The organism is Bernardetia sp. MNP-M8 (genome assembly GCF_037126285.1).
In the GTDB taxonomy this organism is placed as follows: domain Bacteria; phylum Bacteroidota; class Bacteroidia; order Cytophagales; family Bernardetiaceae; genus Bernardetia.
Map to the genome: position 1 here is coordinate 186577 of NZ_CP147012.1, position 15188 is coordinate 201764.

General features: G+C 30.6%; 16 protein-coding genes. 3 read left to right on the forward strand and 13 right to left on the reverse strand.

The features are described from left to right. Positions 1-31: 31 nt before the first annotated feature. From V9L04_RS00790 to V9L04_RS00820, 7 genes are all read right to left on the reverse strand, one after another. Positions 32-712: an RNA-binding domain-containing protein gene (locus V9L04_RS00790; RefSeq protein ID WP_338792153.1), complete on the reverse strand. Its 681-nt coding sequence runs from the start codon at positions 710-712 to the stop codon at positions 32-34. 210 nt (positions 713-922) lie between these two features. Then, entirely contained in the window at positions 923-1483 is a 561-nt protein-coding gene (gene hpt, locus V9L04_RS00795) for a hypoxanthine phosphoribosyltransferase (RefSeq protein ID WP_338792154.1), read from the reverse strand. 193 nt (positions 1484-1676) lie between these two features. Continuing rightward, positions 1677-2114: a hypothetical protein gene (locus tag V9L04_RS00800; RefSeq protein WP_338792155.1), complete on the reverse strand. Its 438-nt coding sequence runs from the start codon at positions 2112-2114 to the stop codon at positions 1677-1679. 534 nt (positions 2115-2648) lie between these two features. Next, a complete protein-coding gene (cysQ, locus tag V9L04_RS00805; RefSeq protein ID WP_338792156.1) occupies positions 2649-3476 on the reverse strand; it encodes a 3'(2'),5'-bisphosphate nucleotidase CysQ in 828 nt (275 codons plus the stop codon). A 109-nt stretch (positions 3477-3585) separates the two neighbouring features. Continuing rightward, positions 3586-4293 (reverse strand): protein-L-isoaspartate O-methyltransferase, encoded by a 708-nt coding sequence (gene pcm / locus V9L04_RS00810; protein ID WP_338792157.1) that lies wholly within the window; start codon positions 4291-4293, stop codon positions 3586-3588. Positions 4294-4428: 135 nt separating this feature from the next. After that, positions 4429-5364 carry an ATP-binding cassette domain-containing protein gene (locus V9L04_RS00815; protein WP_338792158.1) on the reverse strand — a complete coding sequence of 312 codons (936 nt, stop codon included), beginning with the start codon at positions 5362-5364 and terminating at the stop codon, positions 4429-4431. A gap of 283 nt (positions 5365-5647) precedes the next feature. Continuing rightward, on the reverse strand, positions 5648-6250 hold the full coding sequence (locus V9L04_RS00820; protein ID WP_338792159.1) for a nitroreductase: 603 nt from the start codon (positions 6248-6250) through the stop codon (positions 5648-5650). A 406-nt stretch (positions 6251-6656) separates the two neighbouring features. Here V9L04_RS00820 and trxA point away from each other — a divergent pair, with 406 nt between their 5' ends. After that, positions 6657-6974 carry a thioredoxin gene (trxA, locus tag V9L04_RS00825; RefSeq protein WP_338792160.1) on the forward strand — a complete coding sequence of 106 codons (318 nt, stop codon included), beginning with the start codon at positions 6657-6659 and terminating at the stop codon, positions 6972-6974. 114 nt (positions 6975-7088) lie between these two features. Here the strand turns inward: trxA and V9L04_RS00830 are convergent, their stop codons facing one another. Both V9L04_RS00830 and V9L04_RS00835 read right to left on the reverse strand, forming a co-directional pair. Then, positions 7089-7340 carry a VF530 family protein gene (locus tag V9L04_RS00830; RefSeq protein ID WP_338792161.1) on the reverse strand — a complete coding sequence of 84 codons (252 nt, stop codon included), beginning with the start codon at positions 7338-7340 and terminating at the stop codon, positions 7089-7091. Positions 7341-7666: 326 nt separating this feature from the next. After that, positions 7667-10123 carry a glycosyl hydrolase family 8 gene (locus V9L04_RS00835; RefSeq protein WP_338792162.1) on the reverse strand — a complete coding sequence of 819 codons (2457 nt, stop codon included), beginning with the start codon at positions 10121-10123 and terminating at the stop codon, positions 7667-7669. Between the two features lie 620 nt (positions 10124-10743). On the opposite strand from V9L04_RS00835, the gene V9L04_RS00840 reads away from it, so the two are divergent. After that, a complete protein-coding gene (locus V9L04_RS00840; protein WP_338792163.1) occupies positions 10744-11061 on the forward strand; it encodes a YtxH domain-containing protein in 318 nt (105 codons plus the stop codon). A gap of 186 nt (positions 11062-11247) precedes the next feature. Continuing rightward, entirely contained in the window at positions 11248-13182 is a 1935-nt protein-coding gene (locus V9L04_RS00845) for a M1 family metallopeptidase (protein ID WP_338792164.1), read from the forward strand. Between the two features lie 184 nt (positions 13183-13366). Here V9L04_RS00845 and V9L04_RS00850 read toward each other — a convergent pair whose 3' ends face one another. The 4 genes from V9L04_RS00850 to V9L04_RS00865 form a co-directional block, all read right to left on the reverse strand. Further along, the gene (locus V9L04_RS00850) at positions 13367-13714 is read right to left on the reverse strand and encodes a metalloregulator ArsR/SmtB family transcription factor (protein WP_338792165.1); all 348 of its coding nucleotides are present in this window, start codon (positions 13712-13714) and stop codon (positions 13367-13369) included. Positions 13715-13870: 156 nt separating this feature from the next. Next, positions 13871-14290, reverse strand: coding sequence for a hypothetical protein (locus V9L04_RS00855; protein WP_338792166.1), 420 nt, complete (start codon positions 14288-14290; stop codon positions 13871-13873). 12 nt (positions 14291-14302) lie between these two features. Continuing rightward, positions 14303-14722: a hypothetical protein gene (locus V9L04_RS00860; RefSeq protein WP_338792167.1), complete on the reverse strand. Its 420-nt coding sequence runs from the start codon at positions 14720-14722 to the stop codon at positions 14303-14305. Between the two features lie 45 nt (positions 14723-14767). Further along, positions 14768-15037 (reverse strand): hypothetical protein, encoded by a 270-nt coding sequence (locus tag V9L04_RS00865; RefSeq protein ID WP_338792168.1) that lies wholly within the window; start codon positions 15035-15037, stop codon positions 14768-14770. Between the last annotated feature and the right edge of the window lie 151 nt (positions 15038-15188).

The following is a 15188-nucleotide window of genomic DNA, read 5'->3' on the forward strand; positions in this document are numbered from 1 at the left end:
TTTAATTTAAGGTTGAATATACTTTATTTTATTAGGCTTTAAATCCAACTCTTCCATGTACAAAAAAGTCATATCCACCTTCTTGTGGCTTTACTTCTATGATATTTGCAAGGGTCATATTTACCAAAATTGTTGAAGCTTCTTCTTGTGAAATATTGACTAAGTTGGCATATTCTTCTAAATTAATGCGCTTATGAGAACCTAAATATTGCAAAAGAGTTCTTTCATGTTGTCCATATTGTAACAAAACATCTTTTTCATTTGCTCGGGCTTTCATAATTTTACGCATTTCTTTACTTGCTTGTGCGCTTTTATCTGCAATCCGTACATATGCCTTTCCTACTCGGGTATTTTTTTTATACAATAAATAAATAGGTCGGTTTGGATGTGGCTCAAAATCAAAAACAACTACTTCGCAACCATTTGTATAAGGAACTGGAACTCTATAAATTGTATAAGTGACAGCAGGCTTACAAAAATCTTCCATTGCTTTTTCCATCATATAAATAGCTTCATCAGGATATTTTAGCCCAGGAATAAGTCCATCATCTGAAACACCAATACATAACTTTCCTCCATCAGTATTTACAAAAGCGACTACTTCACGCAATATTTTTTGAGGGTAATATACTTTTCGCTTAAACTCTATATGCAAGCCTTCTCCTTCTGCAACCAATCTTTTAAGGTCTTTGTATCTCATCGTATGTGTCATGGCAACTTGTATTTTAGTGTGGATAAAAGAATACTACAGAAAATAAAATTTGTACACAATTTTTAAATATGAATCTTTAAAAGACTAATTTTTATGTTTCAAATTAATTTTGATTGTACTATTCACTAAAAAATAAAGGGGGAAAGAACAAACAAAGTTCCTTTTGATTCTACTTTAATTGATAAAATAAAATCAGTTATTCTTTACTTCTCAATGCTCTTGGTCAATAATATAAATTCCTGCTAAATGCCGTCCATAATTATCATAGTCTAAACCATAACCAACCACAAAGTGATTAGGAATAGAGAAAGCTACATATTTAGGAGAAATATCAAATTTGAGTGCGCTAGGTTTGAAAAGACAAGTAGCAATTTCTATACTAGCAGGCTTATGAGAAGAAAGTTCTTTCAAAAGTTTGTCCATGGTAGTACCTGTATCAACAATATCTTCCACCACAATCAAATGACGATCTTTCAATTCTTCATTTAGTCCTTGAATTCCTAGTAAGTCTTTAGCATTATTAGACGATTTATCTTTTACATAAGAAGAATATTTTAAAAAAGATACTTGGCAAACCGTATCCATCGAACGAACTAAATCGGCTGCAAAAACAAACGAACCATTCAAAATACATAACAAAAGAGGTTTTTTGTCTGCATAATCAGTTGCAATTTGTTTTCCTAATTCCTGTACACGTTGATGCATTTGCTGCTCTGACAAATAGGGTACAAAATATTTGTCTTGAATAAGTAAGCGTGGAGTAGATTTCATAGTTAATAAAACTACAAATTTTGTACATTGTTTTGAATAGTATCAGAAATTTCTCTAAGAAAAATAAGACAAAAAAAAACCGAACATTCTAATAATGTTCGGTCATCAGGTATAAATAAATGTCATATTCTTTGTAGTTATATTAATAACAGAAACTTATAAAATCAAAACTCATAAAAAGATAGAATCTTTACTAAGGATTTTGAATTGTACTACTCTTTGTGTGGTTACTTCCAGAAACACGATTTTGTTTGTTTTTAGCAGCATCTTTTGCTTTCTGACAAATCAAACGCTCTTTTTTATTTTCTTGATCACAAGTTTTCTTAGTAGTTGGTTTTGTAGAGCTAGTAGTTTCTACACCTTCTTCATTAAAATTTGCATTATTATTTTGCAATTCCATGTTTACATTCTGATTTATAATTTCAGAATCATGATGACGAATGGTTACTACTACTTCTGAGGGTTGAATTGAAGATTCATCTATCTCATTATCTGATATCTGCGTATAACTGTTTTTTGATTTTTCTGAGCTTTCCCACAAGAAATTACTTTTGGCATCTATATTGAGAAATATAGTTTGTCCAATTGCTCCAAAAACAAGCAGGAAGAGAATAAATAGTTTTAATTTCATGATTGTAAATGTATTAAATAAAAAATCCTAATTTATAGTTTTGTGTGATATAACGACCTTATTTCTACTACTAGAATGTAAAAGTTTAACTAAAAATTAACTTTACTAAAGGCTTCCACTTATATAGACACTATTTTTTAACAAACGTTGCATCTTATTGAAAAATAATTCAAAAAAAATTTTAAGAAAACAGGAATATTTAAAATTAACAAAACCATATAAATATCTTTTTTCTTTTTTTTTACAAAGTTACAACCATTTTTTCATAAAATAGGTAGCTTTTTTCATAAAAAACTTACAAATTTTAACAAAAAATTAATTAATTTTTAGTATGTCGCTTCTTTAAACTAAAGACGTAAAAAAATAATTTCCCCCCTACACTTATTTTATTGAATTATGTAAATTTAATTGTACCTACAAGAATAACGAACGATGTATAGTATATTATCTTAAAAAAGAGAAAAATGTTTAAGTTTTTATTAAAAAAACCTTAACATTTTTCAACAAAAGTAAAAATCATGCTAAAGCCTTGTTTTACAACTCTTTAAATGTCTCAAAAATAGCTGTATTCATGGCACAAAAAGGTGGATTCTCTAAATTTTCCTTATTATATTCTAAATCTGTATCTGTCTCTGCATTTAGAATGAGTCCTCCTGCTGCTTTCAAAATTGCTTCTCCTGCTGCTGTATCCCACTCCATAGTTGTTCCGTTTCTATAATATAAATCGGCAATTCCTTCGGCAACTAGACAAAATTTGACTGAACTTCCTTTCTTACGAATTTCTTTGACATTAAATCTATTCAAATAATTATTGTCTTTTGCTCCAGAATGCGAACGACTTTTAAAAGCAATTATTCCTTCTTCATTTTTACGTTTGCTCACCTTAATAGCTATTTTTTTAGCTATTTCTAGTGTATTTTCTTGATTTAGCTCTTGTTTGTACGCTTCTTTTCCAAGTTCCCCCACATACAAAATACCTGAAACTGGAACATAAATAATTCCTACAATTGGAACATTGTTTTCTATTAAAGCAATATTTACTGTAAAGTTTCCATTTCTTTTTACAAACTCTCTAGTTCCATCAAGTGGATCGACAAGCCAAAACTTGCTCCAGCTTTTGCGTTCTGAATAAGGTGTGATTTTTCCTTCTTCAGACAAAATAGGCAAACCCAAAGGTTCTAAATATTTTTCAATAATTTTGTTTGCTTCCTTATCAGCAAGTGTCAGAGGTGACTTATCAGATTTATAACTTACAATATTATCTGTTGTATAATCTGTATCATTTTCATTATCAAATTTATCATAAATTTCTTTTATGCGCTCGCCTGCTTTTACGGCTGCTTTTATCGCAATTTCTATCATAGTTAGAATTAGTTTAGAGTTAAGGACTAGAAAAAGAACTACAAACTTGTTTAAGGCTAGAGAAAAATAGTGCTGTGGTACAAAAAATTAAAACCAATTTATTGTACTTTTAAAAGCCTTTTTCTCCCAAAAGAGGCACAAAACGAAAACCTCCAAAGTTTTCTTGTTCTATAGTTTTTTCGTCTTTTTTGGTATAACGACACATAATTTGGCTTTTACGGTTTCCAACAGGAACAACTATTTGTCCTCCTATATTCAACTGATTAAACCATTCTTTAAAGGCTTGAGGAGAATTTGGTGTGGCTGCTGTTACCAAAATCTTATCATAAGGCGCATTTTTAGAATATCCTTGTGAACCATCTCCACAAACTAAATCTATACTTTGAAAATCAAATTTTTCTGAATAATTATGTAAATTTTCTAAAGTATGTTTTGCTTTTTGATATAGATTTTCATGAAATTCTATACTTGTTATTTGCGCTTTTTTATTCTTACAAAGCTGTACCAAAATAGCTGTTTGATAAGCAGAACCTGTTCCTATTTCAAGAATTTTCAGTGTTTTATTCGATTCAAATTCCTGTATGCCTAGAAGTTCACTTTGATAAGCAACAGTATAAGGTTGAGAAATAGTTTGTCCTTCTCCAATAGAAAAAGCCTTATTTTGATAGGCATGTTCTAAAAAAGCACTATCCATAAAAAAATGCCTAGGAACAGTCAAGATAGCATTCAAAACAGCATCATCTTTTATTCCCATTTGAATAATTTCGTCAACAAGCTGTCTTCTTAATCCTTGATGTTTATAAGTATCTTTTTGCATTTTTTATTATCCTATTTTATTTTTCTGATATAGGAAAGACCTATCTTTTAATTATACCCGTCTTTCCTTATTTGATGCAACGAAATTTGTAGCCTTACCATTGTTGGTGTCTCCAGTGACGAGATAAAACAAGCTTTATTTCTCTTCAACCATTTTTATAAAAATATCATTAATGGAAGGTAGTTTTTCTTGCATAGAAATTATTTCGTAGTTATCGCTAATTTTATTTGTAGTAAGTTCTTGTACTAGTGCATTTTTAGGAGCATTTTCATTTATTTTTACAGATGTAATATAGGTTTGAAAATCTGTTTGCTTACTTTTTTCCAAGATTTCAAAATACTGACCACTTTCTGTGATAGGTTTATCAGTCTGAACTTCAAAAATATGTGTTCGATGGCTCATTTTTATATCTGCCTTTTTGCCTTCAAATATTTTATGAGATTTATTAATTAGTGCTATCGTGTCACAAAGTTCCTCAACTGATTCCATTCTATGTGTCGAAAAAATAACAGTTGTACCTTTTTGTTGAAGTTTAAGAATTTCATCTTTCAAAAGATTGGCATTAATTGGGTCAAAACCAGAAAAAGGCTCATCTAAAATCAATAGTTTTGGGTCATGCAAAACGGTTGCTACAAATTGCACTTTTTGCTGCATTCCTTTCGAAAGTCCTCCTACTTCTTTGTCCCACCATTCTTTCATTTGGAAAGTAGTAAGCCAATATTTTAATTTTTTCTGAATTTCATCTCTCGGAATTCCTTTTAATCTCCCTAAATAAATAAGTTGTTCGCCTACTTTCATTTTTGGATAAAGTCCTCGTTCTTCAGGCAAATAACCAATTTGAGAAATATGCTTTGGAGAAAGCTCTTCTCCTTCAAAAAATATTTTACCACTATCTGCACCCGTAATTTGAGTAATGATACGAATAAGCGAAGTTTTTCCTGCTCCATTAGGTCCTAAAAGTCCATAAATACTTCCTTTAGGAATTGAGAGACTAACACCTGCAAGGGCAGTATGATTATGATATTCTTTTCGAACATCTGAAATAGTGAGAATAGTGTCGTTATTATTCAAAATTAAACTGGGTTTGTGGTTTATTTTATCAGAAAACAAAAATACGAGGAATAATTGTGAATTATAAATGGTGAATTATAAATTATGAATAGAAACTCTGACTTCTTAGGAAGACTACAAAAATAAATTTACATTTTTAGCTATCTATAAAAACAGGGTTAAAACCCTGTTTATTAATGCGTGAATTTTTCAAAGTGTAAATTTATTCATTTTATATTCCTTATTTATTGCATTCATTCACAATTAGCTTCGCTGAATAAATATTTCACCATTTATCACTATTTTATTTTATCCAAACTACTTTTTCTTGTATTGGTTTTCGTGTTGCTTCTTTTACTAAATCATCTTTTGGAACACCCAAATAAAGAAAACCAACTACTTTTTCATTGTCAGACAATCCTAATTGTGAATGAGTTTCTTCTGCATAAACGAGCGCACCAGTTCCCCAATAACTTGCCAAGCCATAAACAGTAGCAGAAAGTTGTAAGTTCTGAATTCCACAGGCAACAGCTTCTATATCTTCAATTTCTGGAATTCGTGGGTTTTGATTTGTCTTTGCAACCACTACAATAATATGAGAAGATTCACTCATTCGGTTGCGTAGTTTAGTTGCCTTCATTTCATTATAGTCTTCTTTTGGAGTTAGTTTTTTATATAATTTTATCAAAAAATCGCCTAGTTTTTCTCTTGTTTCGTCAGCAAAAACAAAAAATTGCCAAGGCTCTAGTTTTCCATGATTAGGCGACCAAGTAGCATTTTCTAAAAGTTGCCAAATTATTTTATCATCAATTTTTTCGCCTGTGCATTCATGAGGAAAAATAGTTCTTCTATTTTTGATAAGTTCGTTTATTTGCTCTGGTGTGATTGTCGTGGTTGTATTTTTCATAGCTGTTTTTTTATATCACAGACTTGCTAATCTGTGTAAATTTTCATTTAAAGTTTTTTTAAAAAACAGACTAAAAAATCTGTTTTACTTGTCATTTTACAAAAATACTCAAAATTTTGATTCTTGTTTTAGCATTTACAAAGTCTTAACCTTTTTATATTTTTGAACAGAAAAGCTATTTTTATGTTATGATATTGGCTTTTTGCTAAAAACTATTACTTCTCAATCTAATTGTAACTACTGACTAAATGACAGTACAATTAATTTTCTGAAATAAGAAACAGCAGAAAGCATTATTTTTGTACAACCTTGAGAATACAAAACAATATATTTGGGAAAGACTAAAATCATTTTCATTTTTATAAAATTTTAATTCATTTTTTACTAAATAAAAACATTTTTTATTATGGCAGCTATTGAAGCAACACAAGCAACTTTTACAGAACTTATCTCTTCAAGCCAACCTGTTTTGGTTGATTTTTGGGCAGAATGGTGTGGACCTTGTCAAATGATGACTCCTATCGTTCATGAGCTTTCTGATGAGTATGCTGGAAAAGCAAAAATCGCAAAGGTAGACGTAGATTCTAACTCAGAACTTACTGTAAAATATGGTGTTCGTAATATTCCTACAATTCTTATCTTTAAAGATGGCGAGATTGTAGAGAAAATTGTTGGAACAACTACAAAAAAAGAACTTCAAAACCGTATCGATAAATTGGTATAAATTTATTGAAAACTCGTTTAGTTTAGAAAACTCTATTTTCTTCTTTTGAAGAGAATGGAGTTTTTTTATGTTGAACTCTGTGTCGTCGATGAGACACCGACAAGGGCAAAGATCCTACTTTTTAATGACTCTCAAATATAATTTTTCCACCTGTTCTCTAGCCCAAGGTGTTTTTCGCAAAAATGTCAGACTAGATTTAATAGAAGGGTCATTTTTGAAACAGTTAATATTTACTTCTTTAGCCATTTTTTCCCAGCCTTGTTTTTCTACTAAGGTTTCTACTATATCAGCTAATTTTACTCCGTGCAAAGGGTCATTTGATTTGTTTGGAGATTGCTCGTTGTTGGGAGTAGGTGTATTTTCCATATTTTGTTTGTTAGTATGATAGATAGATTATATTAAACCTTATCACAGTTTGTATTAAGGTAATTCAGACTTCCCGTCTGAACATCAAAAATAGTATTTTATGAAATTCAACATTCTGGAAGACTGTTATACAAAAATAACTGTGATAACCTTTATTCTTTAGAGTCTTTAAAAGTAGGTAATTAAAGTCAATATCGAAATAAATTAGTCAATTCTGATATTGCAAATCTAACAGACATTCTTACAATAAAAAGTCTGACCTAAATAGATTGAACTTGATTTAGGTCAGACTAGAAATAGAACCAATATTAAAAAGAAACTAAAATTTATTCTTTAAAAATTTGTAGATGTTCAGTAGCATCCTTTCCAACTATTTTTATATAATATATTCCATTATTCAGTTGTCTGAGATTAATTAGATTTTTTCCTGCTGCTAAATTTAAGGTTTGAGAAATATGCAATGCTCCACTGACATCATATATTTTTACTTCTACACTTTCTTCTTTTCCTGCTATGCGTATTTCATCTGTTGTAGGATTTGGATATAAAATGAATGCAGATTTTTTGATTAATGTACTTTCTTCATTACACGAAGGGGCAACAGAAGAATTACTAAAATAGATAGTAAAATTAGAGCTTGTAGAAACTAACACAAAATTATTTCCATCTATTGCAGCATAATATGTTCCATCAAAGCCACTAATACCTGTATTGCTTAGTGTAAGAGTAGGTTGCGAAAGATTTAACGAGTGTGTCGTTCCTTGAAGTAGATTTACCCACCAATTAGGTTGTCCATTGTTTGTACTCATAGATAATTGATACAAACCAAAATGTGAACTTTCATTTTGCCAATTAATACTAAAATTTATAATATTACTCAAGTCAGGTCCATTACCTATGACATGAAGATTTGTATAGGATTTGTTTAGATTAGGTAAACTTGTTGAGGTAGGAGTTCCAAAAGAGCAGTTTGTATTTCCACCTCCAGTATTATCTTCTACCACTACTGTGATAATCTCAGAAGTAGTGCTTGCCCCTTCGTTATCTGTTGCTTTGGCAGTAAATTGATAATTTCCGACACTAGCATTATCAAAACTAAAAGCATAAGGTGAGGTTTGAGTTTCTCCAATTTTCTGATTGTTGCTATAAAATTCTACTTTTACTATTTGTCCATCGCTATCATTTGCTGTAGCTGTTAGATTAATAGATTGACCTTCTTGAAAAACAGTGTTATTAGTTGGCGAAGTAAAACTTATTGTAGGTGCTACATTTGGAATATCTATATCACCTTCAACTACTATTGTAACAATATCAGAAGTAGTGCTTGCTCCTTCGTTATCTGTTGCTTTGGCAGTAAATTGATAACTTCCTATACTAGCATTATCAAAACTAAAAGTATAAGGCGACGTTTGAGTTTCTCCAATCTTCTGATTGTTGCTATAAAATTCTACTTTTACTATTTGTCCATCGCTATCATTTGCTGTAGCTGTTAAGGTAATGGATTGACCTTCTTGAAAAGTAGTGTTATTAGTTGGGGAAGTAAAACTTATTGTAGGATATAGATTAGTTGTAGTATCTGGATTAATCTCTGGTTTCCACCAATTTCCAGAAATATAAAGCATACATAAAAGATTGATGGTTGCATCATAATAATCGTAATAACCTGTTTTCAAATGATCCCAACCATCATTTAAGAAAGCTTGATGACTTATATCAACGGTACTTGCCACAATTAATGGAGCTGTAAATGCTTTTGATGTATAAGAAAATAAAGGTGTGCCACTCAATGTATAACCTGCTTTATATTGAGATGGATTATTATTAGTCGTACTTTTTGCCCAATTGACAATTTTATTTACAGTTGTTTTAGAATCTATATTTCCATAATGCCCATAATCCATTGCTACACGCCAAGGAAAACGACACGCATTCCAAGAGTAATCATCATCTGTATCTGCTTCCAAAAAATTAGGAGTAGCAGGTTGTGGAGTGCTGCCTATCACAAAATCAGGCATCAAACCTGTGTTAGGTGAATAATTTTGGCGAATCTGACTCATAATATTATAGGCTACATCAATAGATTCTGTCCAAAAACTATCTCCTGTAATCTGTCCGTAGGCACGCATTTGAGCAGTCATCCAATCAGAAGAACGTGTAGTGTAAGCATTGGTATCCCAGTCACCTAACATAACTCGCTTGCTTTGTGTATTCATTGAGCCTAATTTAAGACCTTTATTAATCATATCAATAGCTTCTTGACGATAATTAATTTGTCCATCAGAACCCCATTGATAATGCGCCAAAATAAGGGAATAAGCAATATCAAAATCACCATCAGTAGCTGAATTTTCACCTCCATTTTCCGAATTTTCTACCATCCAGCTCATTAGTTCATTATTTATGGTGCTACGATGTTGGTCAAAATAGTTGTAAAGCCCATCATAGTAAGTTTTGGCATTACTATCATGACCTGCCATCAGAACGGTGATAAGCATTCCCCAACCGTGTCCTTCAGAAGTTCCTTTGGCAGGTTCGCTACAATTAGTACATCCTCCTTTTACATAATATCCACCAGTCATGGTAGTTGGTTTTAAAAAATTGTCACGCCAATCTTTGTAATAATTTGCTACATCTGTATCTAGTTGATTTTGTGAAATATGATTAGGTTTAATGCTATTTGCCCAATTTTTTTGTTGAGGAAAAGGATAGTTTTGTGCTACAAGGTTTTGAATAAAAAATAGAGACAAAATACACACACATATAAGGGTTTGTCTTGTGTTCATTTTATATAACTTTATAAAGGTAGTAAATTGATTATGAAAGAGTAGTGTTTTCTTAATTAGTTAGCTATAATCGTTTTACGAATTATGAGGTTCTTAAAATACACTAATCTTCTATGGATTAACCCTATAAACAAGCCTTATATTGTATTATAAAAATTAAAACTATGATTTTTTTATTCAATCACCAGTTGAAATAAATTTTATGCAGTTTTGGTTTGAAGCAAAATAGATATAAATATTTCAATCTTGACAAATAATGATTTCTTGTTTTATACACTAAATTATTATTTTTACAACTATTTTGATAAAGATATAAGTGCTTTATTTTTTAAGAAAATTAGAGAAGAAAAATAATGGGTAATAAGTCGCTAAAAATGTACATTTTACTGAACCTTTTTTTTTTTGGTGCGTTAAGAGAATGATTTTATATAACTAGAAAAAAATAACACAAGGAAATAACTTTTTTGTAGAAAAATGAAAGAAAATTTCACATTAATTTTGAGATTTTCTTTTTAGAAAAGTTAAATTTTTGTTAATTTGGCTTATCTTTCAGTATTTCCGTTCAAAACGATACAGACAATTTTTTATATTATTCATCATTTTTAATCTATATTATTTTTATGGCAAATTCAGATAACGGTGGTTTAGGCGTAGTAACATTCATTGCAGGTTTAGCAGTAGGTGCATTAGTAGGCGTTTTGATGGCACCAGAAGCAGGCGACAAAACTCGTGGTCGTATTGCTCGCAAGTCAAATGACCTTTTAGAAGAGTTGGAAGGACAAGTAGAAATTACAAAGCACAAAGTAAATCAGTTCAACGAATCAATGAAAGAACGTGCTAATACGCTTGCAGCAGATGCAAAGGCAAAAGCAAATGAACTTGCTGATAAGGCAAAAAATCAAATTGAAAATGCAAAAGGAGATAGCGCAGAAGCATAACCTTTGATTTTATGTTATAATAAAAGTACACTTTTTAAAGAATCTTAATCTATCCATTTATTAGATTAAGATTCTTTTTTTTGTATTTTCGTTTTTTATTAAAATTTGATTGATAAGTAATTCATTTATCATTCATCCTGCCGTTGTTGGTGTTCTCACCAATGACACAAACACAAAAATTACTCTATGCAACATTTTTCATTACAATTAAAAACTATATTCTCTAGTTTGGTTTTATTTTCTCTTTTTACAGCTTGTAATCCAGAGAAAAAATCAATAGAAACAACTGATTCTATTACAGAAATTGATTCTACTAATCAAATGACTACTTCAACGCCCACTGATATTCATACTTTTGCTATGCCAGAAGATGCAAAAATCACACATTTAGACTTAAAATTAAATGTAGATTTTGAAAATAAAATGCTTTCAGGAATTGCTACTTATGATGTAGAAATACAAAATAATATAGACAAGATCTATTTAGATACTCGTAGCCTGACCATCGAAAATGTAGAAGTAGATGGACAAAAAGCAAACTTCGAACTTGCAACAGAAGACAAAAATTTGGGGCAAAAACTGACTATTCCAGTTACCGATGAGTCTAAAAAAGTAACCATTACTTACAAAACCTCATCAGATGCAGAGGCTCTACAATGGCTTTCTCCTTCACAAACAGCAGGAAAGAAAAGTCCATTTTTGTTTACTCAATCACAGGCTATTTTGGCTCGTACATGGGTTCCTACACAAGACAGTCCAGGTATTCGTTTTACTTATACGGCTGAGGTAACTGTTCCTAAAGACCTTATGGCAGTAATGAGTGCAGAAAATCCACAGCAAAAAAATGACTCAGGTATTTATAGTTTTAAGATGGAGCAACCAATTCCTGCTTATCTTTTAGCTCTTGCAGTTGGCGATTTACGTTTTCAGCCAATTGGCGAACGTACAGGTGTGTATGCAGAACCTTCTGTAATTAGTAAAGCTGCTTATGAGTTTGAGGAAATGGATAAAATGTTAGAAGCTGCCGAAACGCTTTATGGCAAATACGCATGGGGACGTTATGATTTGATTGTATTACCTCCTAGTTTTCCTTTTGGAGGAATGGAAAATCCTCGTCTTACTTTTGCAACACCTACTATTTTGGCTGGCGACCGTTCGCTCACTTCTTTAGTTGCTCACGAATTAGCTCACTCTTGGTCTGGAAATTTGGTAACTAATGCGACGTGGAATGACTTTTGGCTTAACGAAGGTTTTACTGTTTATTTTGAAAACAGAATAATGGAAGAAGTCTATGGAAAAGATTATGCTGAAATGTTAGCTCTTATTTCATACCAAGATTTAAAAAGTGAAGTAGCTGCCATGACTTCAGCAGGAAGTGCAGAAGACACAAAACTCAAATTAGATCTTACAGACCGTAATCCAGATGATGGAGTAACTTCAATTGCTTACGACAAAGGTTTTTATCTCTTAAAATTAATTGAAAACACAGTAGGTCGTGAAAAATTTGATACTTTTTTAAATAAGTATTTTACTGAATATGCTTTCAAAACAACAAATACAGAAGACTTCTTAACTTATTTAGATAAAAATCTTTTGTCACAAGTAGAAGGTTCTATGGAAACTATCAATCCAAAAAAATGGATTTATGAAACAGGCATTCCTGCTAATATTCCAAAAATTGAATCTGAACGTTACGACAAATCTATTGCAGCAGCACAATCTTGGAAAGATGGAACACCAGCAGCACAATTAGACACAAAAGATTGGACATATCAACAATGGTTATTCTTCCTTCGTGCTTTACCAAATCAGCTTAGTTCACAACAAATGGATGAATTAGACAAAAAATTTAAATTTTCAGAAACTGGAAACAATGAAGTTTTGGGAGAATGGCTTGTAAAAGTAGCTCATAACCAATATGAAAAGTCGTATCCTCAACTGCGTAAATTCTTGGTAAATGTAGGGCGAAGAAAGTTTTTAAGTCCTATCTATTCAGAACTTATCGCAAACGAAAAAACGATTCCTTTAGCAAAAGAAATTTACGAAGAAGCAAAACCAAATTATCACTTTGTAGCTTCATCTAGTATTGAAAAGATGTTAGCAAAGAAAGAAGATAAATAACTCAAGTTGCGTATCATAGACTTCCTAGTCTGTGTGAATAATATAATGAGCAACTAAAAGTTCAAAATGCTATCCATTCAGACTAGGAAGTCTGAGGTACTTGTAATCCACAATTTGAATTAAATATTAAAAAAAAGCTAGTTCAAATCTTATTTTTGAACTAGCTTTTTTATTGATTTTTTCTCTAAAACATAATACAATCACATCCTTCCAAACACTTAAAAAGATTCAAGATATTTCGTTCTCTAAGCGAATAATAAACGTTTTTTCCTTCTCTTTTGGAAGACAAAATTCCTTTTAATTTCATATTTGAGAGGTGATGAGAAGTAAGTGATTGTTCGACTTCCAAGCCTTCACAAATTTGATTTACTGACAAACGCTCCTCTTTTTCCAATAATTTCAAAATACCTAAACGAACAGGATGAGCAACAGTTTTGAGAATAAAAGCAGCTCTTTCTAGTGTTTCTACATCAATTTGCAATGTTTTTTCTTCAAGATTAGATTCTATATTATTTTTTAAATTAGATTCCATAATTGATTTTTAGTTTTTAGCAAGTAATTATTTTTCCCCTTTTAAATTTTTAAGAATATATAAATTAACATTTGTTTATATGTTCATATAAGTAGATAACGAAAAAATAGAGTTTTTGGTTATTAGAATATTAGACTCTATGTCATCTATAGTAAATCAATTATTGAGATTCTTCATTGCCTTCCAATCTTGCCAAGTAATGAAAAAGTAAGCTATCAGAAAAAATGGAGGTATTGCCCAAAAAATAATAAGAGTAATTTTGTTTGTATTTGCTGGATTATCAAAAACAAGAAAAATCAGTATAAAAGTAATTAAGTAAACCACTGCACTTATAGCATGTATTTTTCGAAACCTTTCTACTTCTTTTGAATAACTCCCTTGAAGAATATGATATGTCAGCCCAACAGAATTATAAAGAGCAATAGGAATCAAACCAAAAAGACCCAAAATCACAAAATATCCATTGATACAAGATAAAAACCCAAAAATCAGAGTTAAGGCAAAGAAAAAACCTTGAATATAAAAATCAATTGTTAAGAATTTATGTTTATCAGGATTGAAAGTTGATTTTTTCATAGGTATAAAATTCTATTTAGATTTTAAATGATTGTGATTTTTTTTCATAGCTTTAAAATCTTGCCAAGTAATAAGAAAATAAGACAACAAAAAAACAAAAGGAATAGCTGAAATAACATAAAATACGAGTCCTTCATCTATTAAATTATCTTTGATATAAAATAATAGTCCCACAATAGAAGAAAAACCCAAAATAGCATGAACTATTCTGAGCAGAACTATATTTTTAGAGTAACTACCCATAAAAATATGAATCAAGAGTCCTACTGAATTATAAATTGCCACAGGAACAACCAGCCACAAACCAAAAGCCATAAAGAGAGTATCAAAAATAGATAAAATGGCAAGCACAACAGCCACTCCAGTAAAAGCAGCTTGTGCATAAAAATCAAAAGAAAGGAATGATTTTTTATTAGGATGTTTAGAAAACATAATATTCAATTTTAATTGAAGGTGGGTATAAAATATGTTTAGATATTATTTATTAGTTTGTTCTAGTATTTCCAATAAAAAATCTACTACTGTTGTTGGCGAACATTCTTGCGTAATTGTGCTAAATTGTACTATTCCTGTCTCTAATTGAAAGCATGTCTTTCCAATTTGACTATTATTCTCATCAAAAAAAGTAAGTTTAAGAAAGGTCTTGTCTATTCCATCTGTATAAACACATTGTTTCTTCCATTTCCAAAGTGGTTTTTTCCGAATAATAAGTTGTAATATTTCATGGGCTGCAATTTCTTGAGTCATAATTTCAAATAGTTTAGAAAGTGTAATTGTGTGTATTTATTATTTTTAAGCTATTATACTTTTCTTTTTTTAAGAAAAATTAAAAAAAACTCTTTAGTATAGGCATTATAGACTTTAATTCGGAGTAATAATTAATTCTTAAAATCTTATA

Bases quoted from the DNA above. Each gene is read 5' to 3' on its own strand.
- cysQ (WP_338792156.1), bottom strand. From the start codon at position 3,476: ATGATAGAAATTGCGATAAAAGCAGCCGTAAAAGCAGGCGAGCGCATA.
- pcm (WP_338792157.1), bottom strand. From the start codon at position 4,293: ATGCAAAAAGATACTTATAAACATCAAGGATTAAGAAGACAGCTTGTT.
- V9L04_RS00835 (WP_338792162.1), bottom strand. From the start codon at position 10,123: ATGAACACAAGACAAACCCTTATATGTGTGTGTATTTTGTCTCTATTT.
- V9L04_RS00790 (WP_338792153.1), bottom strand. From the start codon at position 712: ATGACACATACGATGAGATACAAAGACCTTAAAAGATTGGTTGCAGAA.
- V9L04_RS00820 (WP_338792159.1), bottom strand. From the start codon at position 6,250: ATGAAAAATACAACCACGACAATCACACCAGAGCAAATAAACGAACTT.
- V9L04_RS00800 (WP_338792155.1), bottom strand. From the start codon at position 2,114: ATGAAATTAAAACTATTTATTCTCTTCCTGCTTGTTTTTGGAGCAATT.
- V9L04_RS00840 (WP_338792163.1), top strand. From the start codon at position 10,744: ATGGCAAATTCAGATAACGGTGGTTTAGGCGTAGTAACATTCATTGCA.
- V9L04_RS00830 (WP_338792161.1), bottom strand. From the start codon at position 7,340: ATGGAAAATACACCTACTCCCAACAACGAGCAATCTCCAAACAAATCA.
- trxA (WP_338792160.1), top strand. From the start codon at position 6,657: ATGGCAGCTATTGAAGCAACACAAGCAACTTTTACAGAACTTATCTCT.
- V9L04_RS00850 (WP_338792165.1), bottom strand. From the start codon at position 13,714: ATGGAATCTAATTTAAAAAATAATATAGAATCTAATCTTGAAGAAAAA.
- hpt (WP_338792154.1), bottom strand. From the start codon at position 1,483: ATGAAATCTACTCCACGCTTACTTATTCAAGACAAATATTTTGTACCC.
- V9L04_RS00865 (WP_338792168.1), bottom strand. From the start codon at position 15,037: ATGACTCAAGAAATTGCAGCCCATGAAATATTACAACTTATTATTCGG.
- V9L04_RS00860 (WP_338792167.1), bottom strand. From the start codon at position 14,722: ATGTTTTCTAAACATCCTAATAAAAAATCATTCCTTTCTTTTGATTTT.
- V9L04_RS00855 (WP_338792166.1), bottom strand. From the start codon at position 14,290: ATGAAAAAATCAACTTTCAATCCTGATAAACATAAATTCTTAACAATT.
- V9L04_RS00845 (WP_338792164.1), top strand. From the start codon at position 11,248: ATGCAACATTTTTCATTACAATTAAAAACTATATTCTCTAGTTTGGTT.